This window comes from Amycolatopsis sp. NPDC000009 (assembly GCF_055563465.1).
The window spans coordinates 133,324-154,592 of record NZ_JBVHDI010000011.1 but is presented as its reverse complement, the minus strand read 5'-3'; the positions used below and the strand labels follow the sequence as shown (position 1 = coordinate 154,592).

The 21,269-nt window shown below is 69.7% G+C and carries 18 protein-coding genes; 9 read left to right on the top strand and 9 right to left on the bottom strand.

All coding sequences use genetic code 11. From position 1 onward, the window contains the following. Nucleotides 1–226: 226 nt before the first annotated feature. The 3 genes from ACZ3HL_RS26990 to ACZ3HL_RS26980 form a co-directional block, all read right to left on the bottom strand. The gene (locus tag ACZ3HL_RS26990; RefSeq protein ID WP_465419957.1) at nt 227–649 is read right to left on the bottom strand and encodes a DoxX family protein; all 423 of its coding nucleotides are present in this window, start codon (nt 647–649) and stop codon (nt 227–229) included. Nucleotides 650–692: 43 nt separating this feature from the next. Continuing rightward, the gene (locus tag ACZ3HL_RS26985) at nt 693–2,735 is read right to left on the bottom strand and encodes a hypothetical protein (RefSeq protein WP_465534525.1); all 2,043 of its coding nucleotides are present in this window, start codon (nt 2,733–2,735) and stop codon (nt 693–695) included. Between the two features lie 78 nt (nt 2,736–2,813). Next, nucleotides 2,814–3,611, bottom strand: a complete 798-nt coding sequence (locus ACZ3HL_RS26980; RefSeq protein ID WP_465534524.1) for a thioesterase family protein — start codon at nt 3,609–3,611, stop codon at nt 2,814–2,816. Nucleotides 3,612–3,669: 58 nt separating this feature from the next. Here ACZ3HL_RS26980 and ACZ3HL_RS26975 point away from each other — a divergent pair, with 58 nt between their 5' ends. Both ACZ3HL_RS26975 and ACZ3HL_RS26970 read left to right on the top strand, forming a co-directional pair. Next, complete coding sequence (locus ACZ3HL_RS26975; protein WP_465534523.1) at nt 3,670–4,365, top strand: TetR/AcrR family transcriptional regulator; 696 nt, start codon at nt 3,670–3,672, stop codon at nt 4,363–4,365. A gap of 9 nt (nt 4,366–4,374) precedes the next feature. Then, on the top strand, nt 4,375–5,580 hold the full coding sequence (locus ACZ3HL_RS26970) for a PP2C family protein-serine/threonine phosphatase (RefSeq protein WP_465419965.1): 1,206 nt from the start codon (nt 4,375–4,377) through the stop codon (nt 5,578–5,580). A gap of 1 nt (nt 5,581) precedes the next feature. Here the strand turns inward: ACZ3HL_RS26970 and ACZ3HL_RS26965 are convergent, their stop codons facing one another. Then, complete coding sequence (locus ACZ3HL_RS26965) at nt 5,582–6,151, bottom strand: YdeI/OmpD-associated family protein (protein WP_465534522.1); 570 nt, start codon at nt 6,149–6,151, stop codon at nt 5,582–5,584. 90 nt (nt 6,152–6,241) lie between these two features. Between ACZ3HL_RS26965 and ACZ3HL_RS26960 the strand changes: the two genes are divergently transcribed. After that, complete coding sequence (locus ACZ3HL_RS26960; protein ID WP_465534521.1) at nt 6,242–6,607, top strand: arsenate reductase family protein; 366 nt, start codon at nt 6,242–6,244, stop codon at nt 6,605–6,607. A gap of 79 nt (nt 6,608–6,686) precedes the next feature. Here ACZ3HL_RS26960 and ACZ3HL_RS26955 read toward each other — a convergent pair whose 3' ends face one another. After that, entirely contained in the window at nt 6,687–7,844 is a 1,158-nt protein-coding gene (locus ACZ3HL_RS26955) for an epoxide hydrolase family protein (RefSeq protein ID WP_465534520.1), read from the bottom strand. 61 nt (nt 7,845–7,905) lie between these two features. On the opposite strand from ACZ3HL_RS26955, the gene ACZ3HL_RS26950 reads away from it, so the two are divergent. Together ACZ3HL_RS26950 and ACZ3HL_RS26945 are read left to right on the top strand one after the other, a co-directional pair. After that, the gene (locus ACZ3HL_RS26950) at nt 7,906–8,865 is read left to right on the top strand and encodes a helix-turn-helix transcriptional regulator (protein WP_465534519.1); all 960 of its coding nucleotides are present in this window, start codon (nt 7,906–7,908) and stop codon (nt 8,863–8,865) included. A gap of 81 nt (nt 8,866–8,946) precedes the next feature. Then, nucleotides 8,947–9,767 (top strand): IS5 family transposase gene (locus ACZ3HL_RS26945; RefSeq protein WP_465534518.1). Its coding sequence is split into 2 segments (ribosomal slippage): nt 8,947–9,301 and nt 9,301–9,767, totalling 822 coding nucleotides; the frame shifts between segments, so codons are not numbered across the junction. Between the two features lie 56 nt (nt 9,768–9,823). On the opposite strand, the gene ACZ3HL_RS26940 is transcribed toward ACZ3HL_RS26945, so the two are convergent. Both ACZ3HL_RS26940 and ACZ3HL_RS26935 read right to left on the bottom strand, forming a co-directional pair. Next, nucleotides 9,824–11,482, bottom strand: coding sequence for a sulfatase-like hydrolase/transferase (locus ACZ3HL_RS26940; protein ID WP_465534517.1), 1,659 nt, complete (start codon nt 11,480–11,482; stop codon nt 9,824–9,826). Nucleotides 11,483–11,544: 62 nt separating this feature from the next. Then, a complete protein-coding gene (locus ACZ3HL_RS26935) occupies nt 11,545–12,684 on the bottom strand; it encodes a PucR family transcriptional regulator (protein ID WP_465534516.1) in 1,140 nt (379 codons plus the stop codon). 144 nt (nt 12,685–12,828) lie between these two features. On the opposite strand from ACZ3HL_RS26935, the gene ACZ3HL_RS26930 reads away from it, so the two are divergent. Genes ACZ3HL_RS26930 through htpG form a run of 4 tightly spaced genes read left to right on the top strand, consistent with a single transcriptional unit; the run spans nt 12,829 to nt 18,202 of the window. Then, nucleotides 12,829–14,055 carry a YncE family protein gene (locus tag ACZ3HL_RS26930; RefSeq protein ID WP_465534515.1) on the top strand — a complete coding sequence of 409 codons (1,227 nt, stop codon included), beginning with the start codon at nt 12,829–12,831 and terminating at the stop codon, nt 14,053–14,055. Next, on the top strand, nt 14,052–14,669 hold the full coding sequence (locus ACZ3HL_RS26925; RefSeq protein WP_465534514.1) for a hypothetical protein: 618 nt from the start codon (nt 14,052–14,054) through the stop codon (nt 14,667–14,669). Before ACZ3HL_RS26930 ends, ACZ3HL_RS26925 begins: the two co-directional genes overlap by 4 nt. A 51-nt stretch (nt 14,670–14,720) precedes the next feature. Continuing rightward, nucleotides 14,721–16,307, top strand: a complete 1,587-nt coding sequence (locus ACZ3HL_RS26920; protein ID WP_465534513.1) for an alkaline phosphatase D family protein — start codon at nt 14,721–14,723, stop codon at nt 16,305–16,307. A 29-nt stretch (nt 16,308–16,336) separates the two neighbouring features. Next, nucleotides 16,337–18,202 (top strand): molecular chaperone HtpG, encoded by a 1,866-nt coding sequence (gene htpG, locus ACZ3HL_RS26915; protein ID WP_465534512.1) that lies wholly within the window; start codon nt 16,337–16,339, stop codon nt 18,200–18,202. A gap of 57 nt (nt 18,203–18,259) precedes the next feature. Here the strand turns inward: htpG and ACZ3HL_RS26910 are convergent, their stop codons facing one another. Then, complete coding sequence (locus ACZ3HL_RS26910; RefSeq protein ID WP_465419993.1) at nt 18,260–20,275, bottom strand: iron ABC transporter permease; 2,016 nt, start codon at nt 20,273–20,275, stop codon at nt 18,260–18,262. Next, nucleotides 20,275–21,252: an ABC transporter substrate-binding protein gene (locus tag ACZ3HL_RS26905; protein ID WP_465534511.1), complete on the bottom strand. Its 978-nt coding sequence runs from the start codon at nt 21,250–21,252 to the stop codon at nt 20,275–20,277. Before ACZ3HL_RS26905 ends, ACZ3HL_RS26910 begins: the two co-directional genes overlap by 1 nt. Nucleotides 21,253–21,269: the final 17 nt, after the last annotated feature.

Here is a 21,269-nt window from a genome sequence, read left to right as displayed (position 1 = left end):
CTCCGACTGTCAAGCAGGTGGCCGGTTCGTTGTAAACGAGCCGCAATCTTTCACCTTGAGTGAGCGCGTGATCACCCTGATGATCGGATTTCGGCGTCGTCGTCAGGGCCTCGCGAGGCACGTTGACATGCGGTTTTTCTTTGTCCGTACCGGTGACCGGGGCATTCGGCGGGCGGCTGCTGAGCCGTTCGGACGAAGGTGGTGCTCGCGTTCGCCGAGCGGGGCGCTAGCGGATGTCCTCGTCCTCGGCAGGCGGCTTGATGCCGAGCAGCGCGCGCGTCTGATCCTGGAGGAACCACGCCAGGGTCGCGCAGGCGATCAGCAGAACGAGGGGCAGAACCGGGCCGCCGTCGGGGAGGATGAACAGCTCCGTGATGCTCGCGCCGACCATGACCCCGGCCAGCAGGAGGGCCGCCGGACCGCCGAAGCGGGGGATGAGCAGCCCGATCGCGCCGCCGACTTCGAGGACGCCGGTGACGTACCGGAGCCACTGTCCGAGCCCGATCTCGGCGAAGGTCTGTTCGGTGTGGCCGCCCGCGAACAGCAGGTAGCCGCTGTAGAGGAACTCGGCGGCGAGCGCGACGCGCACGACCCACAGCACGATCGAGCCGGCGAGCGGGCCGCGGGTACCGCTGGTTCCTTCGGGCATGCCGGGAATCTTTCTCCTGGGTGGGACGGGTGGCAAGGGCGCTTCAGCCCTGCTCACCCAGGAGGATCTGTTCGAGCAGCAGGTCCACGTCCCGGGCGGACTCGGCTTCGCCTATCCGGTGGAACGTTTCGGCGGCACGGAGCGCGCGGCGGGCGGCCTCCCGCACCCGGCCCGCGGCGCTGAGCACGTGGGCGGCGACGTGGTCGAGCTGGGCGACGAGATGCTCCCTGACGGGCGCGGTTTCGGTTTCCACGGCGTGCACGGCGGTTTCCGCGGCGTCGAGCGCGGTCAGCGCCGCGTCGAGGTCGCCGGACCGCAGCCGGGCCAGCGTCGCGGCGTTGCGGCAGGTGGCGGCCACGTAGCCGCCGCCGATCGCCGAGGCCGCGTCGGCGGCCCGCGCGTAGAAGTCGGCGGCGTTCGCGCCGTAGCCGAGCAGGTCGAGTTGCTCGGCGGCGGCCATGCTCACCGAGATGTAGGAATGCCCGGTTTCACCCGAATCCTGGAGTATTTCGGCGAGGACGGCGTATTCGTCGAAGGCGCGTGAGGATTCGCCGAGCGCGCGGTAGCTGTCGGCGTACATCCACCGGCAGCGGTGTGCCCAGTCCGGTGACGCGGGGAGCAGGGTGATGGTGCGGGGCGCGACGTCGAGCACGTCGTCGTACCGGCCCGCGCCGTGCAGCGCGGTGACGAGGACATACCACTGTTCCGCGGTGTCCTTGCCTTTCGCCGCGGCGGCACCGAGGGCCGCGTAGGCGTCGTCGACGGCCTCGGCGAACCGGCCGGTGCCGATCAGCGACAGTGCCCGGAGATGACGGAGATGCCCGCGCAACCGTTCCGGACCGCCCACGGGCAGCGTCGACAGCATGTGCTCGACGAAGACGTCCAGTTCGTCGAGCGATCCGATGCGCTCGTAGGCGATCCGGACCTGTTCGACGGCCTCGACGGCCTTCTCGCCGACGTTTCCGACGATGAAGGCGTCCGTCGCCGCCCGGGCGAGTTCCAGTGCGACCAGCGGATCCTCGCCGTCGCCGTTGCGCAGCGTCGCTTCCAGACACAGAAGTGTGCCGTGGAGCAAGGGATCGCCCGCTTCGCGAGCCCGCGCGGCACCCCGTCGCAAGACCTCGTACGCCTCGGAAGTACGGCCCTGCCCGGAAAGCACGTGCGCCAGCCAATATTCACCCCAGCAGGCGGCGTGATCGTCCGTTCCGGCACGCAACCGCGCCGCGGCCACCGTCGTCAGCGCGACCCCGGTCTCGGCCTGATCGTCGAAGACGAGCCACAGCCCGAGCCAGCATTGGTTGAGCAGGAACCGGATTTCGTCGTTCCGAAGCCGGAATCCGGCGGCGGCGCGGCGCAGTCGTTCCTCGGTGTCGTCGCCCTGGAAGAAGATCGCGCGCAGTTCGGTCAGCCGCGGGACGATTTCGTCCGGGACGGTCTCGATCGCCGCGAGACAGGCTCGCGCCTCCTCCGGCTCGCACCGGTGATTGTGGATCTCCGCGCGGACGACCAGCTCCTCCGCGGACAACCCCGGCGGGGGCGCGATCGGAGCCCGGGGGAGTGCGGAAGGCAGGAGCGGCACGAATTCCGCGACCGGGTTCGCGGCCATTTTCCGTTCGGCGTACGCGGTGAAATAGCCGGCGTCATCGCGTTCGTCGAGTTCTTCGGCTTCGACGAGCGCCGCCGCCCGCATGCGCCGGTGGAGCCTGCTCAGGGGGACACCGTCGTACGGTCCGTCGAGAACGAACGGGATCCCGCCGTATCCGGTTTCCGTCAACCGGCGGGTGAGCAGCGCGGCCGAGGCGAAGAACTCCAGCCTGTCCACGGCGTCCGCATGATCGCCGACACCGTCCAAAAGCGACAGAAGATCGACACCGGTGTGCTCGTTGCCGGTGAGGGCGCAGAACTCCAGGCGCAGCGCGTGATCGCCGTAGCGGAGCGGATCCCCGGCCGACGCCCTGGTCACCCATCGGTAGGTCGACGCGGCCTCGGCGTATTTGCCGGCGGCCGCCAGCGGCACCAGCGTCCGGCAGAGCCGGGTGATCTCGGCCCCGCCGGAGCCGTCCGCGCGACGCGGTTCCACTTCCATGGTCCTGCCCCCAGAACAATGACGTCGACGCCGGATCTTAACTCCCGGCGCCGCGTCATGGTCCTGCTTTCGGGTGGTTCAGGGGACGCGTACGGCGGCGATCTGCGTCGCTTGCCCGATCAACCTGTTCTTCTCGTCCCAGAGTTCGGCGACCTCGTCCATCCGGTCGCCGCCGATCTCGCCCGCGCGCATCCGCACCCGCACCGGGCCCGGCGCCGGGATCCCGCGCAGGTACGCGGTGAACTGGACGGTCGGCGCCCAGCCCGCGATGCCGAGGTCGTAGGAGATCGGCGGCACCGGATCGAGCGCCACGAGCAGGCTCACCGGATCCCAGTCGGTGCCGTCCGCGAGCCGCAGCCAGGACGAGATGACGCCCTTCCGGGACGGCTGTCCCACCGCGAACCCCGCCGCGGACGGGTCGATCCGCTGCTCGACGACGTCCATCAGGCCGATCCGGAAGCCGCCCCCGCCGTCGGCCGGTACGGGCAGGCAGTCCTGCTCCGGCGGGATCTCGACCGGGTCCACTCCGGACCACCACGCGTCACCGTCGCTCAGGACGCCCTGCGTGATCAGGGCCTCGGTGCAGGGCTTGCCGTGCTGGCTCAGTCGCGCGCGCAACTGGGTGAGGCCGCGGCCTTCGCGCAGCACCTCGACCTCGACGACCGCCGGGCCGGGTTCCGGGGCCACGGAGAACGAGCCGCTGATCGCGGTCAGATGCGGATGCGAGGAGACCTCGGCGGCGGCCCTGGCGAGCACGGCGAGCAGATAGCCGCCGTGCAGCTTCGTCCCGATCGTCCACTGTGGATCGAGTTCGGTGTCGAACACCGTGCCCTCGTCCCGGCGGACGAGGGCGGTCGCGGTCTGAAAAGGCGCCATGACTCAAGCTGACACCGTCAAGTTGACGGTGTCAAGTCAATGCTGGCAGCATCACGGCATGGGCGCGAAGCGGACGAAGGCGCGGCCGGGCGAAGGAGAGAAGCTGCGGGGCGAGATCCTGTGCGCCGCCGACGCCCTGCTCGGCGAGGCGGGGACCGACGAGGCGCTGACGCTGCGTGCCGTCGCGCGCCGGACCGGCGTCTCCACGCCGTCGGTCTACGCGCACTTCCCGAGCCGCGACGCCTTGCTGGAGGCGGTCTGCCTGCGGGTGTGGGACGAACTAGCGCACCGGATGCGTGAACACGCCGTCGAGGTCGCCGATCCGATGCGCGCGCTCAGCCGGTGCGCGCGGGTGTACGCGCGGTTCGCGCTCGACCATCCGGTGCAGTACCGGGTGCTCCTGATGCGTCCCTCCGGCGGTTCGTCCCCCGGCGCGGTCGCCTGTTTCCGGTATCTCGCCGACGCGACGGCCACCTGCGTGCGGGCCGGGATCCTGCACGGTGAGCCGGAGGTCCTCGCGATGGGGCTCTGGTCGGCGATGCACGGCTGCGTGAGCCTGCTGATCGCCCAGCCGGGCTTCGACTGGCCGGAGGAACCCGAGGCGCTGATCGACGCCGTCATCCGGATGGCGGGGCTCGGCACGGCGCTCGCCTCCCGCGTGCCACGGGACGCCATTCCGCCGAGTGCCGCACTGGCGGAGGACCTCGACGAACTCGCGGCGGGCTGGGCGGTGCGGGCCGGGCGGGCTGGATAGGCTCTGCGCATGTCCGAGACCCCGACCGCCGACGATCGGCTCCAGGTGCTCGAAGCCATCACCGATACGTCCTTGGGGAAACTCGGCCAGGACAAGGTGATGGCCACGCTCCTCGCGCGAGTCCGCGAGGTCCTCGGGGTGGACACGGCCACGGTGCTCCGGCTCGACCCGACGGCGCAGCAGTTGCAGGCCATCGCCGCCTCCGGGATCGAGGAGGAGGTCTACCAGGACGTCCGGATCCCCGTCGGAGCCGGTTTCGCGGGGCGGGTCGCCGAGCAGCGGCAGCCGGTGATCATCGACCACGTCGACGCGACCACGGTGGTGAACGCGCTCCTGTGGGAACGAGGGCTGCGTACCCTGCTCGGCGTGCCGATGATGGCCGAAGACGACCTCGTCGGCGTCCTGCACGTCGGGTCGGTGACGCCACGGGAGTTCTCCGAGACCGACGTCGAACTGCTGCGGCTGGTGGCCGGGCGGCTCGCGTTGGAGGTGCAGATCGAGGTCGCCGCCAGCGATCGCGCGGCGGCGGCGGCGCTCCAGCGGAGCCTGGTGCCCGCCCGGCTGCCCGCCGTCCCCGGGATGAAGTTCGCCGCCCGGTACGTGCCGGGGACCGAGCCCGGTGTCGGCGGTGACTGGTACGACCTGTTCCCGTTGCCCGACGGCCGTCTCGGCATCGTGATGGGTGACGTCGCCGGGCACGGCCTCAACGCCGCGGTGATCATGGGGCGGCTGCGCAGCGCCCTTCGCGCCTACGCGCTCGATTCGGACGACCCGGCCGAGGTGCTGTCCAAACTGGACCGGAAGGTTCAGTATTTCGAGCCGGGAGCGCTGGCCACCGTCGTGTACGGGTCGGTGTCGGCTTCGCGGGAGAGCATCGCGATCTCGCTGGCCGGGCATCTGCCCCCGGTGCTCGCGGCGCCCGGTGTGCCGTCGGTGTTCGTCGACGCTCCCGTCGATCCGCCGATCGGGGTCACCGGGCCGGGGCGCCGAAGAGTCGAGATCGAGCTGCCGGCCGGCGCCGTGCTCGCCTTCTACACCGACGGTCTCGTGGAGCGCCGGGACCAGCTGATCGACGTCGGCCTCCACCGGCTCGCCGGCGTGGTCACCGCCGACCCGCCCTCGATGGTCTGCGCCCGGGTGATGGCCGCGCTCGTCGGCGCCACCCCGGCGCAGGACGACATCGCTCTCCTCGTGGCCCGATGCGAACGGAACTGAGTCACCGGGCCGGGTGATTGGCGCGGCGGTTCAAGGCCGCGAGCTCGACGGTCCTGGCGATCCGCCGTTCCCGGGTCTCCGGCTTCTTCGCCGTCAGGATCCATTCCAGGATCAGCCTTTTCGACGACGGCGGGAACTTCTCGAAATGGGTGCGGGCGGCCTCGTCCGCGTCGAGCCGGATACGCAGGTCCTCGGGGACACCCTCGCCGTCCGGCACGACCTGCCAGCGGCCCTTCTCCTTGGCGAGGTCGATCATCGCCTGCCCGCGTTCGGTCATCAGACCCTCGGCGATCAGGCGGGCGGCCCGCTCGCGGTTGACGCGGCTCCACGAACTCCGGGGGCCGCGCGGGGTGAACCGCAGCCGGGAACTCGTGGCGTCGTGTTTGCGGTGCAGCCCGTCGATCCAGCCGAAGCACAGGGCCTGCTCCATCGCCTCTTCGATCCGGATGCTGGGGACGCCGCTGCCCTTGTGCCGGATGACCAGCCAGATCTCCCTCGCGGTCCCGGCGTTCTCGGCGAGCCAAGCGCGCCACTCGGCGGGGGAGGCGGCGCTGAAGGTGGTCTCGTCCATGGCCGGGTTCCTTTCGTCGTAGGAGTCTGTGACCATCATCGGATGCAAAGTGCTCACCGAGTGAGCGCTTTTCGAAAGGAGGTGGCCCGGATGGAGATCTGGGTGAATCCGGCGTGCGCCAAATGCCGGTCCGCGGTGTCGATGCTGGACGAGGCGGGAGCCGAGTACACCGTGCGGAAGTACCTCGAAGAGCCGCCGACGGCGAAGGAACTGAAGGCCGTCCTCAAGCGGCTCGGGCTCGAGCCGTGGGACATCACCCGCACCGCCGAGCCGATCGCGAAGGAACTCGAACTGAAGACGTGGGGGCGCACGCCGGCCGACCGCGATCGCTGGGTCGACGCGCTGGTCACCCATCCGAAGCTGATCCAGCGTCCGATCATCACCGCCGACGACGGCACGACCGTGGTCGCGCGGACCCCGGAGGCCGTGCGGTCGGTGCTGCCCGAAGGGGCCTGATGCGGTGATGGCCCCGTGTTGATGAAGGATTTGGGACACTGAATGTCCCGAATCCCTCATCAACGGCGGCCTGCGAGGGTCACGCCAGCTCGCGGAAGAACGCCCGGATGTCGCCCAGCAGCAGATCCGGCGCGTCCTGGGTCGCCCAGTGGCTGCCGCGGTCGAACTCCTGCCAGGACACGATGTTCGCGTGGTCCCGCTCGGCGAAGCGGCGCAGCGGCCGGAAGTCGTAGGCGAAACTTGCCAGCCCGGTCGGCGCGGTCGTCGGCTCGGTGGGGTGCTCCGTGTGCTTGTCCTCGTAGTAGAACCGCGCCGCCGAGGCCGCGGTGTTGGTGAGCCAGTACAGCGTGGCGTTGGTGAGCACGTGGTCGTCGCTCGTGGCCGCCAGCAGTTGCGCGCTCCACGCCAGCTGCCCGGTCGGCGAGTCGGCCAGCGCGTGCGCGAGGTTCTGCGGCGCGCTCTCCTGGAGTTTGGCGTAGCCGGACATGTCGTCGTTGAAGGACTGGAGGAACTGCATGTACTCCAGTTCCTTCTCGGTCATGCCTTCGAACTCCGCCGGGTCGCCGCTGGGGAACGAGAACAGCTGCGTGACGTGCACGCCGATCACGTGCTCCGCGTCGACGCGGCCGACCTCGGGGGCGACGAACGAACCGGCGTCGTTCCCGTGCGTGCCGTAGCGCTCGTAGCCGAGGCGGCGCATCAGCTCGGCCCAAGCCTGGGCCGTGCGGTACCGGTTCCAGCCCTTCTCCCGCGTCGGGCCGGAGAAGCCGAACCCGGGCAGCGACGGGATGACCACGTGGAACGCGTCGGCGGCATCGCCCCCGTGCGCCCGCGGATCCGTCAGCTGGTCGATCAGGTCGAGGTATTCGAAGACCGAGTTCGGCCAGCCGTGGGTGAGGATCAGCGGCTTCGCGTCCGGCTCCGGCGAACGGACGTGGAGGAAGTGGATGTTCTGCCCGTCGATCTCCGTGGTGAACTGCGGGTACTCGTTGAGCTTCGCCTCCCACTTCCGCCAGTCGTAGCCCTCGCGCCAGTACGAGACCAGGCGCCGCACGTACTCCAGCGGCACGCCGTACTCCCAGCCCGGCGTGACCGGTCCGCGCTGCACCCCGTCGGTCACCTGGTCGGCGGGCAGTTCGTTCGCCCAGCGGACGCGGGCCAGGCGGTCGGCCAGGTCGTCCAGCTCCGCCTGCGGGACCTCGACGCGGAAGGGCTTGATCTCGGTGTTTGCGTTCATGAGACCAAGATAGGATTCCATTAGGAACATCCCGTTCCTAATGGAGGAGCATCCTGAAAAAATGTTGGAAACTTCGGCGCGACTACTCCGTTTGCTCTCCCTCCTGCAGACTCCCCGTGACTGGACCGGTACCGAACTGGCGGAACGCCTGGAGGTCAGCGCCCGGACGATCCGCAACGACATCGAGCGGCTGCGCGCGCTCGGCTATCCGGTGGACGCCACCCGGGGATCGGTCGGCGGGTACCGCCTGGGCGCGGGCGCCGATCTGCCGCCGTTGCTGTTGGACGACGAGGAAGCCGTCGCCGTCGCGATCGGCCTGCGCACCGCGGCGGGCGGCACCATCGCGGGCGTGGAGGAGACGTCGTTGCGCGCGCTCGCCAAACTGGAGCGGGTGCTCCCGTCCCGGTTGCGCCGCCGGGTGAACGCCCTGCAGGCGTACACGGTCCCGGTGCCGAGGGACGAACCCGGCCCACGCGTCGCCGCCGAGACGCTCACCGTGCTGACGGCGTGCTGCCGGGACCGTGAGGTGCTGCGGTTCGGCTACCTGACCCACGACGGTTCGGAAAGCGTCCGCAAGGTCGAGCCGTATCGCCTGGTGAACTGGGGTCGTCGCTGGTACCTCGTCGCGTGGGACCTCGACCGCGGCGACTGGCGCACGTTCCGCGTCGACAGGCTGACCCCGCGCGTCCCGACCGGCCCGCGGTTCACCGCCCGCGAACTGCCCGGGGACGTCACGGACCGGGTGCGGCGCGGCGTCTCGTCCGCCGCGTGGCGCTACCGGGCCGACGTCACCGTGCACGCGTCCGCCGAGGAGGTGACCGCGCGGATCAACCCGGCCGTCGGGACGGTGGAGGCCGTCGACGCGAACACCTGCGTCCTGCACACCGGCGCGGACAGCATCGAGACGATGGCCGTCCACTTAGGACTCCTCAACCTTCCGTTCCGGGTCACCGAACCCCCGCGGTTGGTCGACTACTTGCGTGAGTTGGCCGACCGGTATCGCGACGCGACCCGCATTTAGTCCTCTAAGGGGTCGTAACAGAATGATCGCGGGGTGTGGTTTGATGTCGTGTCTCGGTGATTGTCTGTGAGGGGTGGGCTGGTGGGGCAGCGGCGTCCGTGGGAGGTCGATGACGGTCTGTGGGAGCGGATTGAGCCGTTGTTGCCGCGGGTGGAGCGTCGGTTTCGGCATCCGGGGCGTAAGCGGCTGGATGACCGTAAGGCGTTGTGCGGGATCATGTTCGTGCTCTACACGGCGATTCCGTGGGAGTTCCTGCCGCAGGAGCTGGGGTATGGCTCAGGCATGACCTGCTGGCGCCGGCTGCGGGACTGGACCGAGGCCGGGGTGTGGCAGCAGCTGCACGAGCTGCTGTTGGCGGAGCTGCACGCGGCGAATCAGCTGGATTGGTCACGTGCGTCGGTCGACGGATCGCATGTGCGGGCGTTAAAAGGGGGCCGAAAACCGGCCCCAGCCCGGTAGATCGAGCCCGCATCGGGTCGAAACACCATGTGATCACCGACGGTACCGGCATCCCGCTCGCAGCCACCCTGACCGGCGGGAACCGGCACGACGTCACCCAGCTGATGCCGCTGATCCACGCGATCCCGCCAGTGCGAGGCCGGCCCGGGTCCCCGCGGCGACGGCCACAACGGCTCTACGCCGACCGCGCCTACGACCACGACAAGTACCGCAACCTTGTCCGCGCCGCCGGAATCACGCCTCTCATCGCCCGCCGAGGCCAGGAACACGGCTCCGGCCTCGGCGTTCACCGCTGGGTCGTCGAGGGCGCCTTCGCCTTACTGCACTGGTTCCGGCGGCTACGCATCCGATGGGAGATCCGTGACGACATCCACGAAGCCTTCCTCACCCTCGGCTGCGCCATCATCTGCTGGCGCAGACTCAAAGCCCACTCAATCTGTTAGGACCCCTAAATGCGGGAAGGCGAGGGCACCCGCGTTTAGTCGGCTAAGTGCGGGGGTCAGCGGGCGAAGGTGGTCAGGAAGCGGTCCCGGAACGCGTCCATCCTCCACACCGGCGCGTTCCGGTCCGGGTTCAGGCCGTCCTGCCAGTTCCAGCCGGCGATCTTGTCGAGCACCGCCTCGTCCCGCGTGACCACGGTGATCGGGACGTCGTGATCCGCGCCCGCGCCGGCGACGATCGGGTTCGGCTGGTGATCGCCCAGGAACACGAGCACGAGATCGTCGTCCCCATAAGTCTCCACGTACGAGATGAGCGAGTTCAGCGAGTAAGCGATCGAGTCGCCGTACGCGCCGCGCACTTTGGCCGGGTCGGTGAACACCTCGTCGGGCGTTTTCCCTTGCGAGGGCATGGGATTGTAGATCGACCCGTCCCCGATGGCGTTCCAGTCGACCAGGCGGGGCAGCGGCGTCCACGGCCAGTGGCTGGTGACGAGGTCGATCTCCGCCATGAGCGGCGGGCGATCCCCAGCGCGTTCGGCGCGCTGGAAAGCCGAAAGCGTGAACTGGTCCGGCATCGTGGCGTAAGAGAACGGCGGGCCGTGATACCCGATGGTGCGGGAATCGTAGTAACGGTCGTAGCCGTAAACCTTGCCTTCCGGCCAGTCTTCGGTATGCGCCGGGACGACGCCGACCGTCTCCCAGCCCGCGCGTTTGAACGCGCCACCGAGGGTGAACCGGTCGGTCTTCACGAAGTCGTCGTAGCGGTGCTGGCTGTCGACCCACACCCCGGATTGGAACGTCGAATGCGCCAGCCAGCTCCCCGCGCTCGTCGTCGGCGAGGTGAGGAACGCGCTGCGCGAGCCGTATCCGGCGTTCTTCAGCCGCGCCGTCCCGGCGTCGAGCACCGCGTCGACCTTCGGCGCGATGTCCGAGTCCTGGACGGCCACCCGCCCGTAGCTCTCGACGAAGGTGAAAAGCACGTCCTTGCCGCGCAACGCGTTCAACAGCCCGGAGGCCGGGGAGTCACGGAAAGCGTCGACGGCGATCTCCTCGGCGAAGGCCTCCCTGTCCCGGATACCGGCCCGCACCTCGCGGAGGTCTTCGTAGGCGAAGGCGACCGCGCTGCGCGACGCGAACGGCTGTCCCGGAGCGAGTTGCGCACCGGAGACCGCGCACACCATCCAGAGCACGCTGAGCACGGCCGTCACCCGGGTCGACGCGGTGCGCCGTCCGGCCACCACCCGGCTCAACCGCAGGACGGCCAGCGCCATCAGCACGATCACGACCACGGCCAGCAGCGTCAGCCCGGCGAACGACGCGAGCGCGCCCGCCCGGCCGATCGACGTGCCGAGCAGGTCGACACCGTTGCCGAGCACACCCCAGTCGAACACCGGGTTGAACCGCCGGTTCAGCGCCAGCCCGAATCCGATGTCGATGGCCTTGAGCACGGTCAGGATCCCGAGGACCGCGCCGGCCGACAACGCGACGATGCGTCGTGCACCATCACGCAGCATGAGCACGACCGCCACCCCGAGCAACGCCTCCACCGGCAGCCGCACGAACGCCTCCGGCGTCAGCCCGCCGAGGTCGTCCGGCGCGAGCAGGGCGAACAGCACGAGTACCGCGGACGCGGTCGTCGCCGCGCTGGACGCGATTTCGCGGGCTGTCGTCCGGTCGCCGGGCAGGCCGGCCAGTGCGGGACGCGGGAAAACCGACAAGGCGGGTTCCTTCCGGGGTGGACTGCCTTCATCGGGATACACGGACGACGGGCCCCGGCGGTTCAGCCCGACCGCCACGTGCGCAGCGCCCACCACCAGCCGACGGTGTGCCGCACGTGGGTACCGCCGTCGTCCTCCGGCGGGTCGAGTGACGTTCCGGTGATCTCGCCCAGCCGGGAAAGCCGGTATCGGACGGTGTTCGCGTGGACGTGCAGCGCGGCGGCCGTCTGGTCGAGCCGCCGCCCGTGGTCGAGGTAGGCCAGCGCGGTCGAGACGAGTTGTTCGTGGAAAGGATCGCCTGGCGTCAGCGCGTTCAGCAGGGTGCCTTCGAGTAGCGCGGCGAGCCCCGGTTGGGCGGCGAGCGCGGTCTCCACCGCCAGATCCGCCACCGCGTGCAGGCCGCGTGATCCCGCGGCCGTCGGCAGGGCCATCACGCACAGGGCGTGGGTGCCCCGGACCTCGGCGAGCGGGACGGCGGGGGAGGCCACCATGAGCACGTCGTCCCCGAGCGCGGACGGGAGGGGCAGCCGCGGCGCCAACCCGGCCAGCCGCCCTTCGACCAGGCCGAAGACGCCACCCGTCGCGCCGAGCCGTCGCTCGACGACCCGTGCCTGGTACGGATCGCCGACGTCGGTGAGCAGGCAGTGATAGCGCCCGCCCGGGTTCAGCCCGGCGTTCGCGACCTCCTCGGCCGAAGGCGCCGTCGGGTCGCCGCCCAGCAGCCGCCGCAGCACGCGGGCGCGGCTGTCGTGCACCGTGCGGGAGAGTTCGAGTTCGGCTTCGTGATACCCGGCGATGACCTGGCGTTCGAGGGCACGGGTGTTCCGGTCGAAATCGACCAGCGCCGCGAGCATGACGTCGTCCGGCACCCCGGCCGCCTTGCCGCGTTCGACGGCGATCTCCACCGCGCGGCTGCGGCCCGCCTGCACCCCGCGCAGCAGCGCGGCGAGCGGCACACCCTGCGCGGCCCGGTCCGCACCCAGGTCGGCGGCCGCCGCGTAGTCCTGCTCCCCGGCGCCGCCCGGCCGGTCGAACGACGCGAGCCCGGCGGCGAGCACGATCGCGACGTGCCGCCGGTTCTCGCCCACCGGCAGCCGCGCCACTTCGGGCGATTCCGTGCGGGCGGCCCGGACCACTTCGTCGACGACCTCGGCGTCGGCCGCCATCTCGGCCAGCAGGTCGTGGAGCGACCGGTGCGCCATCGCCACCGCCTTCCCGCGCGGATTGTGCGCGGTGCACAACGAAGCCGGCGGTCCTTGGCGACCGTCCCCTACCGAGGGTGTCCGGCCGGTTGGTTTCCTGTGAGCTACCGAAAGGTAACAGGCCCTCGCCGAAAGGTGCGCCCGATGCGGAAACGCCGGTTGCTGAACACCGTCCTCGTGACCTGCCTGGCCGCGGCGCTGGGCTCGGTCCCCGCCGCCGCGGCTGACGACAGCCTGCGCCAGGTCCTTTTCGTGGGCAACAACTGGGAGGGGACGGCGGACGTCATCGCGCCCTCCGGCGACTACGCGAAGATCGCGCGCGTGAACATGGTGCCGGACAAGGACGAACGGCTCACCGAGATCTACCTGAACCCGATCAAACTCGCGTTCTTCCTCGGCATCCGCAACGGCGTCGGCGAGGGGCACGACCAGCTCGTCGACGACCTCTACACGACCCCGGACGGCCGTGCGGTCGTCGCGTCCCGGCCGAGCTTCGCCGACGTCGTGTCGATCGACCTCGCCACCGGCCGGGTCAACTGGCGGTTCCCGGTGTCGGGTTTCCGGTCCGACCACATGGCGGTGTCGCCGGACGGCCGCAGTATCGCGGTCTCCGCTTCGACGTCGAACACCGTCCACGTGCTCGACATCGAGACCGGACGGCAGCTCGGCTCGTTCAAGACCGGCGACAAACCGCACGAGAACACCTACACCGACGGCGGCCGGTACCTCTGGAACAGCTCGATCGGCGAGGTGAACACCGCGCTCGACGCGCCGTGGCAGGACTTCACCAAGGGAGACCGGCGGCTCACCGTGGTCGACGCGACCACCTTCCAGCAGGTCAAGGTGATCGACATGCGCCCGCGCCTGGACGCCTTCGGCCGCAAGGACCTCTCCGACTCGGTCCGGCCGGTGGCCTTCACCCCGGACGAGTCGAAGCTGTACTTCCAGGTGTCCTTCTTCAACGGTCTCCTCGAATACGACGTCGCCTCCGATCGCATCACGCGGTCGAAGACGCTGCCGAAGAACCCGGACACCAGCGAGGATCGCACCACCTGGGTCAACGACTCGCGCCACCACGGTCTTTCGATGAGTCCCGCGGGTGACAAGCTCTGCGTCGCCGGGACGATGGACGACTACGCGACCATTGTGGACCGCGAGAGCCTGCGAGAGGGACCGCTCGTGACCGCGGCGAAGCCGTACTGGGCGACCGTGAGCGGCGACGGAAAGCATTGCGTCATCTCGGAAAGCGGATCGGACCAGGTGACCGCGATCGACTTCGCGACCGGTGCCAAGGTGAAGTCGGTCCCGGTCGGCGACCACCCGCAGCGCATTCGGATCGGGCACGTGCGCACCGGTAGTCTGCGCGGGTGAGCGAAGAGATCTGGGTGGCCCTCGGTGCGACGTCCCTCGACGAGGTGCGGCGCCGCGCCGCGGTGATCGACGCGGTCACCGAGATCGAGCCGGTCGAGGTGGACGGCGCGGTGCGGTACGCCTGGAACGACGGCGGCGGCCAGTCGGCGGTCTGGTACTTCACCCCGGACGGGCGCGCGCTGCTGCTGACCTTCGATCACGAATCGGCGTTGAACCTGTACGCCGAGGACGACTACTCGGTGCAGGAGGCGCTCTACGGCGGCGTCCCCGAAGACCTCGTCGCGCTGGTGCGGAACCGGCCCGAGAACTACGAGTCCCTGAACATCGTCGATCCGGAGTCGGGGGCGAAGATCCTCTACGCCGGCGGCGTGTTCTGGTTCGACGGCACGAGGTGGGCACAGGCCGAAGGCTTCCTCGCCCACTGCCGCCGGGAGGGGCTGGACCCGCTGTGCGAGTCGGGGTTCGTCTACTGCCTCGGCGACTACCGGTTCGGCGAGGAGTTCACGCCCGAGCTGATCGTCGAGGGCCGGGCCGCCGACGGCTGGTACGAGGACGACGCCGAACGGGAGAAGGCGCTGGCCGAGGTCCGCGAGATCTTCGCGCGGCTCGGCTGAGGAAGTCCGCTCAGCGCACGATCTTGGCGCCGCTGTGGCACCGTTTCAGGAATGAGTCTGCTCCTGGGCCCGTTGCTGCGGCACGTCGACGACGTGTCGGCGACGGTGTGGGTCGAGACCGCCACCGCGAGTGAGGTCGAGGTCCTCGGCACCTCCGCGAGGACGTTCGAGATCCGGGGCCACCACTACGCCCTGCTGGTGCTGACGGGCCTCGAACCCGGCTCCTCCCACGAGTACGACGTGCGTGTGGACGGCGAAAAGGTATGGCCGCCGGAGGATTCCGGGTTCCCGGCCAGCCGGATCCGGACGTTGCCCCCGGAGGAGTCCCGGGTCCGGCTCGTGTTCGGCTCCTGCCGCAAACCGCACGAAGACGACGCCTTCGGCCCGGACGCGCTGGCCGCGTACGCCCGCCGGATGGCCGACGGCGAGGAAACCGGGTGGCCGCAGGCGTTGCTGATGCTGGGCGACCAGGTCTACGCCGACGAGACCACCGACGAGACGCAGGAATGGCTGAAGCGGCGTCGCGACACCTCGAAACCGCCGGGCACGGAGGTGACGGACTTCGAGGAGTACACCCACCTCTACCTCGAAGCGTGGGGCGAGCCGTCGATCCGCTGGCTGCTGTCCACCGTGCCGACGTCGATGATCTTCGACGACCACGACGTCCGCGACGACTGGAACACCTCCCACACCTGGCGGCAGCAGATGCGCGCGCAGCCGTGGTGGCGGGAGCGCCTGCGCGGGGCGATCATGTCGTACTGGGTCTACCAGCATCTCGGGAACCTCGGCCCCGCCGAGCTCGCCGAGGACCCGACCTTCCAGAAGGCCATCGCCTCCGGCGGGGACAACGCCGGCCTGCTCACCGAGTTCGCCGACGAAGCCGACGACGACCGCGACGGCACCAAGGGCGCGCGATGGAGTTACCGCCGCGACTTCGGCTCCGTGCGGCTGCTGGTCATCGACAGCCGGGCCGGGCGGATCCTGGCGGGCGGCGCCCGGTGCATGGTGGACGACGACGAGTTCGACTGGATCGAGAACAACGCCGCGTCACCCTGTGATCACCTGCTGATCGGCTCCTCGCTGCCGTGGCTGCTGCCGCCGGTGATCTCCCACCTGCAATCGCTGAACGAGCGCGCCTGTGCACGCCCCGGCTGGCGGGGCAGGCTCGCGGAGAAGATCCGGCAGGCGGGCGACCTCGAGCACTGGGCGTCGTTCCGCGCGTCGTTCGACCGGCTCGCCGCGATGATCGCGCGCGAGGGACGCCGGGACGATCCGCCCGCCACCATCGCGGTGCTCTCCGGCGACGTCCACCACGCCTACATCGCCGAGGCGCGGTACCCGGAGCCGGTGACCTCGGCGGTTTACCAGCTCACCTGCTCGCCGGTGCACAACGCGATGCCGCGGCCGCTCCGGCTGGCCTTCGGCGCCACGTGGTCAGCCCGGCTGGCGTCGCTGGCGCGCCGCTGGGCCGAGCGCGGCGGTGTCGAACCTCTTCCTCTCGAATGGCGGAAGACGTCGGGACCGCATTTCGGCAATGTCATCGCGACCGTCGAGACCGACGGCCGATCAGCCGTCACGACGATCGAACAGGCCACCGGGGAGGGGCTGGCCGAGGTGGCCCGGCAGAGGCTGGCCTGAGCCCGTTCGACGCTGGGTAATATCGGTGCGTGACAACCTCTGCCGAAACACTCGAGTTCCAGTCGGAGGCACGTCAGCTGCTTCAGCTGATGATCCACTCGATCTACTCGAACAAGGACACCTTCCTGCGGGAACTGGTGTCCAACGCCTCCGACGCACTGGACAAACTCCGCCTCGAAGCGTTCCGCGACAAGGACCTCCAGGCGGATACCGGCGATCTCCACATCGAGATCGCGACCGACCCCGAAAACCGCACCCTCACCGTGCGCGACAACGGAATCGGGATGAGCCGGGACGACGTCGTGGCGCTGATCGGCACGATCGCGAAATCCGGCACCGCCGAATTCCTGAAGAAACTGAAGGAGACCAAGGATTCCGCGGCTTCGCAGGATCTCATCGGTCAATTCGGCATCGGCTTCTACGCCAGCTTCATGGTGGCCGACAAGGTCACGCTGCTGACCCGCCGCGCCGGATCGGACGAGGGCGTCCGCTGGGAGTCCGAGGGCGAGGGCACGTACACCATCGAAACGGTCCCCGACCTGCCGCAGGGCACGTCGGTCGTCCTGCACCTCAAGCCCGAGGACGCCGAAGACCAGCTCTTCGACTACACCTCGGCCACGAAGATCAAGCAGATCGTCAAGAAGTACTCGGACTTCATCACCTGGCCGATCCGGATGGCCGAAGGCGAAGAGACCGTCACGGTCAACTCGATGAAGGCGCTGTGGGCCCGCTCGTCGAGCGACGTCACCGAAGACGAGTACAACGAGTTCTACAAGCACGTCGCGCACGACTGGAACGACCCGCTGGAGACGATCCGGCTCCAGGCCGAGGGCACCTTCGAGTACCAGGCGCTGCTGTTCCTGCCCGGCCACGCGCCGCTCGACCTGTTCATGCGGGAGCGCAAACGCGGCGTCCAGCTGTACGTGAAGCGTGTCTTCATCATGGACGACTGCGAAGCGCTGATGCCGGAGTACCTGCGCTTCGTGAAGGGCGTCGTCGACGCGCAGGACCTCTCGCTCAACGTCTCGCGCGAGATCCTGCAGCAGGACCGGCAGATCCAGCTGATCCGCCGTCGCCTGGTCAAGAAGGTCCTCTCGACGGTCAAGACCATGATGGCCGACGAGAACCCCTACAAGTACGAGACGTTCTGGAAGGAGTTCGGCCGCGCCGTCAAGGAAGGCCTGCTGGACGACCACGAGAACCGCACCGCGATCCTCGACATCTGCTCGTTCGCCTCGACGAACGATCCCGAGAAGCTCACGTCGCTGCGTGAGTACGTCGAGCGGATGAAGGACGGCCAGGAGCACATCTACTACCTGACCGGCGAATCGCGGCAGAGCATCGAGAACTCGCCGCATCTGGAAGCCTTCCAGGCCAAGGGGTACGAGGTGCTCGTGCTCACCGACCCGATCGACGAGATGTGGGTCGACGCGGTTCCGGGCTTCGAGGAGAAGCAGTTCCAGTCGGTCGCGAAGGGCGAGGTCGAACTCGACTCCGACACCACCGACGAGCAGAAGGAGGAGTTCTCCGGGCTGCTGACCTGGCTGACGAAGACCCTTTCCGACCAGGTCAAGGAGGTCCGGCTCTCGTCGCGGCTGACCACGTCGCCGGCCTGCATCGTCGGCGACACGAACGACGTCACCCCGACGCTGGAGAAGATGTACCGCGCGATGGGCCAGGAAATGCCGCAGATCAAGCGGATCCTGGAGCTCAACCCCGGCCATCCGCTGGTGTCCGGGCTGCGGTCCTCGTTCGCCTCGCAGGGCGAGTCCGAGGGCCTCGCGGAGACCGCGGAACTGTTGTACGGCATGGCTTTGCTCGCCGAAGGCGGTGAACTGGGCGACCCCGCCCGCTTCACGAAGCTGCTTGCCACGCACCTCCAGAAGACCCTGTAGTTCCGTGAAGGCCTCCTTCCCTACCCTCAAAGTAGGGAAGGAGGCCTTCACGGACAGCTACGGCCGGGTCCGCCAGAGCACCAGCACGAAATACGGCGTCCCGACCATCGCGATGACCAGACCCGCCGGGATCTGGGCGGGCGCGATGACCGTCCGTCCGAGGGTGTCCGCGACGCTCACCAGCAGCGCCCCGAGCGCGGCGGCCACCGGGAGCACCCGGCCGTGCCGTCCGCCGACCAGCGACCGCGCCAGATGCGGCGCGACCAGCCCGACGAACACGACCACGCCGATCGCGGACACCGCGGTGGCCGCCAGGATCCCGGAAGCACCCAGCACGAGCAGCCGGGACCGCTCGATGCGCATCCCGAGCACGCGTGGGGTGTCCTCGTCGAGGGCGTGCAGATCAAGTTCGCGATGCTTGGCCCACAGCAACGGCATCAGCGCGAGGAGTGCCAGCGCCACGGGCGCGACCTGCTCCAGCGTGCGGCCGTAGGTCGACCCCGAAAGCCACGTCAGCGCCTTGGCCGAGTTCCACGGGTCGGAGACCACGATCAGCAGGTTGATCAGCGCCATCCCGGCCGACCAGACCGCGATGCCGATGATCACCAGCCGGTCCGAATCCAGCCCCGCACGCCAAGCCAGCCCGTAGACCAGCACGAACACCACGGCCGCGCCGAGACCGGCGGCACCGGCGATCGACCAGGCGCCGACGGCGGGGACGATCGTGATCAGCGCGATCGCACCGAGCCCGGCGCCCGCGGTGATGCCGAGCAACCCGGGTTCGGCGAGCGGGTTGCGGCTGACCGACTGGATCCCGCAGCCCGCGACCGCCAGCGCGGCACCGGCGAGCAGCGCGGCCAGCACCCGCGGAAGCCGTTGGTCCAGCACGAAGGTCAGCGCCGTCCCGGTGTTGCCGGTGACCCAGTTCGCGAGGTCGCCGAGCAGCACCATCCGGTCGCCCAGCATCAGGCCCACCAACGGGACGACGGCCAGTAGCGCCACCAGGGCGACGGAAATGGTCACGAGCCGCCGGGTCGATCCGGCGACCCCGACGCGGCCGGCCGGAGCTGGGCGGCGCGAGCCGCTTCCCCGGCCGCGCCGCGCCAGCCACACCATCACGACGGCGCCGACGAGCGTGGTCACCACCCCGGTCGGCACCCGCACGGCCTCGGCCGAACCCATGATCGCCCGCAGGACGACGTCGGCGCCGAGCACCGTCACGACGCCGACCAGCCCGGACACCGGCAGCAGCGCGCGGTGTTTGGCGATCGGCAGCAGCAGCCGCGTGATCACCGGCGCGCTCAGCCCGACGAACCCGACCGGTCCGGCGACGGTCACCGCCGCCGCGGTCAGCGCGACGGTCAGCACGACCGCGCCGACCCTGGTGCGGCGGACCCGCAGGCCGAGCAGGGTCGCGTTGTCGTCGCCGAGGGCGAGGACGTCGAGTTTGCGGCCCATCGCGATGAGCGCCGCCACGGCGATCACCACGATCGGCGTCATCTGGCCGGTCGCCCGCAGATCGGAGACGGTGAGCGAGCCGCTGCCCCAGGCGAACAACCCATTCGTCTCCTGCTCGAACAGGAGCAGCAGCAGAATGGTCACCGAGTGGAGCGCCAGCAGCATCGCCGAGCCCACGAGCACCAGCCGCGGGCTCGCCGAACCGCCGCCCGCCAGGCTCAGCACGACGACGGCCGCGACGAGCCCGCCCGCGAACGCCGCCCCGCCCACCGGCACGAGCGGCAGCGAAAGCCCGAACGCGGAGATGGCCACCACGGCGAAATGCGCGCCCGCGTTGACCGCGAGCGTGTCCGGCGAGGCGAGCGGATTCCGTGCCACGGACTGCATTCCCGCGCCGGCGACGCCGAGCGCGACCCCGAGCAGCAAGGCGGCGAGCAGGCGGGGGACGCGCGAACCCTCGAGTACCGCGAGGGTCTGCGCGTCGCCCTGGCCGAAGATCGCCTTCACCACGTCCAGCGGGCCGGACGTCGAGGTGCCCTGGGTCAGGTGGATGCCGGCGAGGACGAGGATGAGCAGCACCAGTCCCGCCGACACCGCGATGGTGCGGGCACGCATCAGGTCGTGACTGCCTTCACGATCTGGTCGGCGGTCATGATGATCGACTTCGGCCCGCCGAAGGTCCACGTCCCGGCCTGGAGCTTGTGGATCTTCTTCGAGACCACGAACGGCAGGCGCTGGTAGACGGGGTTCTGCGCGAGCCCGGTGGTGAAGACGTCCTCTTCGGCCGCGCTGTAGAACAGCACGGTCTTCGGGTCGGTGAGCGCGGTGAGGCCTTCGACGTCGGTCTGGCCGAGGCCCCACTGCGGGTCGACCTTGCCGGTCCAGGCGTTCTTCAGGCCGACGGCCTCGGCGGTGTCGGAGACCAGCGAACCCTTGCCGAACGGGCGGATGCTGACGGTGCTGCCTTCGAGGTAGCCGTCGGCCATCAGGAACGGGGTGCCCGCGGCGCCCTTGGCCTCGACGGCCTTTTTGCCCTCGGCGAGTTTGGCGTCCATTTCGGACAGTTGCTGGTCCGCTTCGGACTCCTTGCCGACCGTCTTCGCGATCAGCTTGAAGTCCTCGCGCAGGCGGTCGAAGTTGCGGCTCGCGTCGCTGGACTTGGTGACCACGACCGGCACGTACTTCTCGATCTGCGGCACCAGCGTCGAGTCGCGCTCCTCGGCCATGATGACGACGTCGGGGTTCAGCCCGACGATCGCGTCGACGCTGGGCTCGTTGCGCTTGCCGACGTCCTTGACCTCGGCGGTCAGCGGGACGGCCTTGTCCCAGACGTTGTAGCCCGCGACGTCCGCGGCGCCGACCGGCATGACCCCGAGCGACGCGACCATCTCGGCCTCGCCCCACTCGAGCGCGACGACCCGCTTGGCCGGGGCCTTGAGGTTGACGGCCTTTCCGCGAGCGTCGGTCACCGTGACCGGCCCGCTCGCGGCGGCGGTGTCGCTCGGCGCGGTCGCGGTGTTCTCGGTGGTGCCGCAGGCGGACAGCAGCAGGGCCGTCGCCGCGACGAGGGCGGCAGGGGTCAGCAAACGCATGGTTCTTCCTGGATTTC

Bases quoted from the DNA above. Each gene is read 5' to 3' on its own strand.
- ACZ3HL_RS26960 (WP_465534521.1), top strand. From the start codon at position 6,242: ATGGAGATCTGGGTGAATCCGGCGTGCGCCAAATGCCGGTCCGCGGTG.
- ACZ3HL_RS26975 (WP_465534523.1), top strand. From the start codon at position 3,670: ATGGGCGCGAAGCGGACGAAGGCGCGGCCGGGCGAAGGAGAGAAGCTG.
- ACZ3HL_RS26905 (WP_465534511.1), bottom strand. From the start codon at position 21,252: ATGCGTTTGCTGACCCCTGCCGCCCTCGTCGCGGCGACGGCCCTGCTG.
- ACZ3HL_RS26985 (WP_465534525.1), bottom strand. From the start codon at position 2,735: ATGGAAGTGGAACCGCGTCGCGCGGACGGCTCCGGCGGGGCCGAGATC.
- ACZ3HL_RS26980 (WP_465534524.1), bottom strand. From the start codon at position 3,611: ATGGCGCCTTTTCAGACCGCGACCGCCCTCGTCCGCCGGGACGAGGGC.
- ACZ3HL_RS26965 (WP_465534522.1), bottom strand. From the start codon at position 6,151: ATGGACGAGACCACCTTCAGCGCCGCCTCCCCCGCCGAGTGGCGCGCT.
- ACZ3HL_RS26920 (WP_465534513.1), top strand. From the start codon at position 14,721: ATGAGTCTGCTCCTGGGCCCGTTGCTGCGGCACGTCGACGACGTGTCG.
- ACZ3HL_RS26935 (WP_465534516.1), bottom strand. From the start codon at position 12,684: ATGGCGCACCGGTCGCTCCACGACCTGCTGGCCGAGATGGCGGCCGAC.
- ACZ3HL_RS26970 (WP_465419965.1), top strand. From the start codon at position 4,375: ATGTCCGAGACCCCGACCGCCGACGATCGGCTCCAGGTGCTCGAAGCC.
- ACZ3HL_RS26955 (WP_465534520.1), bottom strand. From the start codon at position 7,844: ATGAACGCAAACACCGAGATCAAGCCCTTCCGCGTCGAGGTCCCGCAG.
- ACZ3HL_RS26910 (WP_465419993.1), bottom strand. From the start codon at position 20,275: ATGCGTGCCCGCACCATCGCGGTGTCGGCGGGACTGGTGCTGCTCATC.
- ACZ3HL_RS26950 (WP_465534519.1), top strand. From the start codon at position 7,906: ATGTTGGAAACTTCGGCGCGACTACTCCGTTTGCTCTCCCTCCTGCAG.
- ACZ3HL_RS26930 (WP_465534515.1), top strand. From the start codon at position 12,829: ATGCGGAAACGCCGGTTGCTGAACACCGTCCTCGTGACCTGCCTGGCC.
- ACZ3HL_RS26990 (WP_465419957.1), bottom strand. From the start codon at position 649: ATGCCCGAAGGAACCAGCGGTACCCGCGGCCCGCTCGCCGGCTCGATC.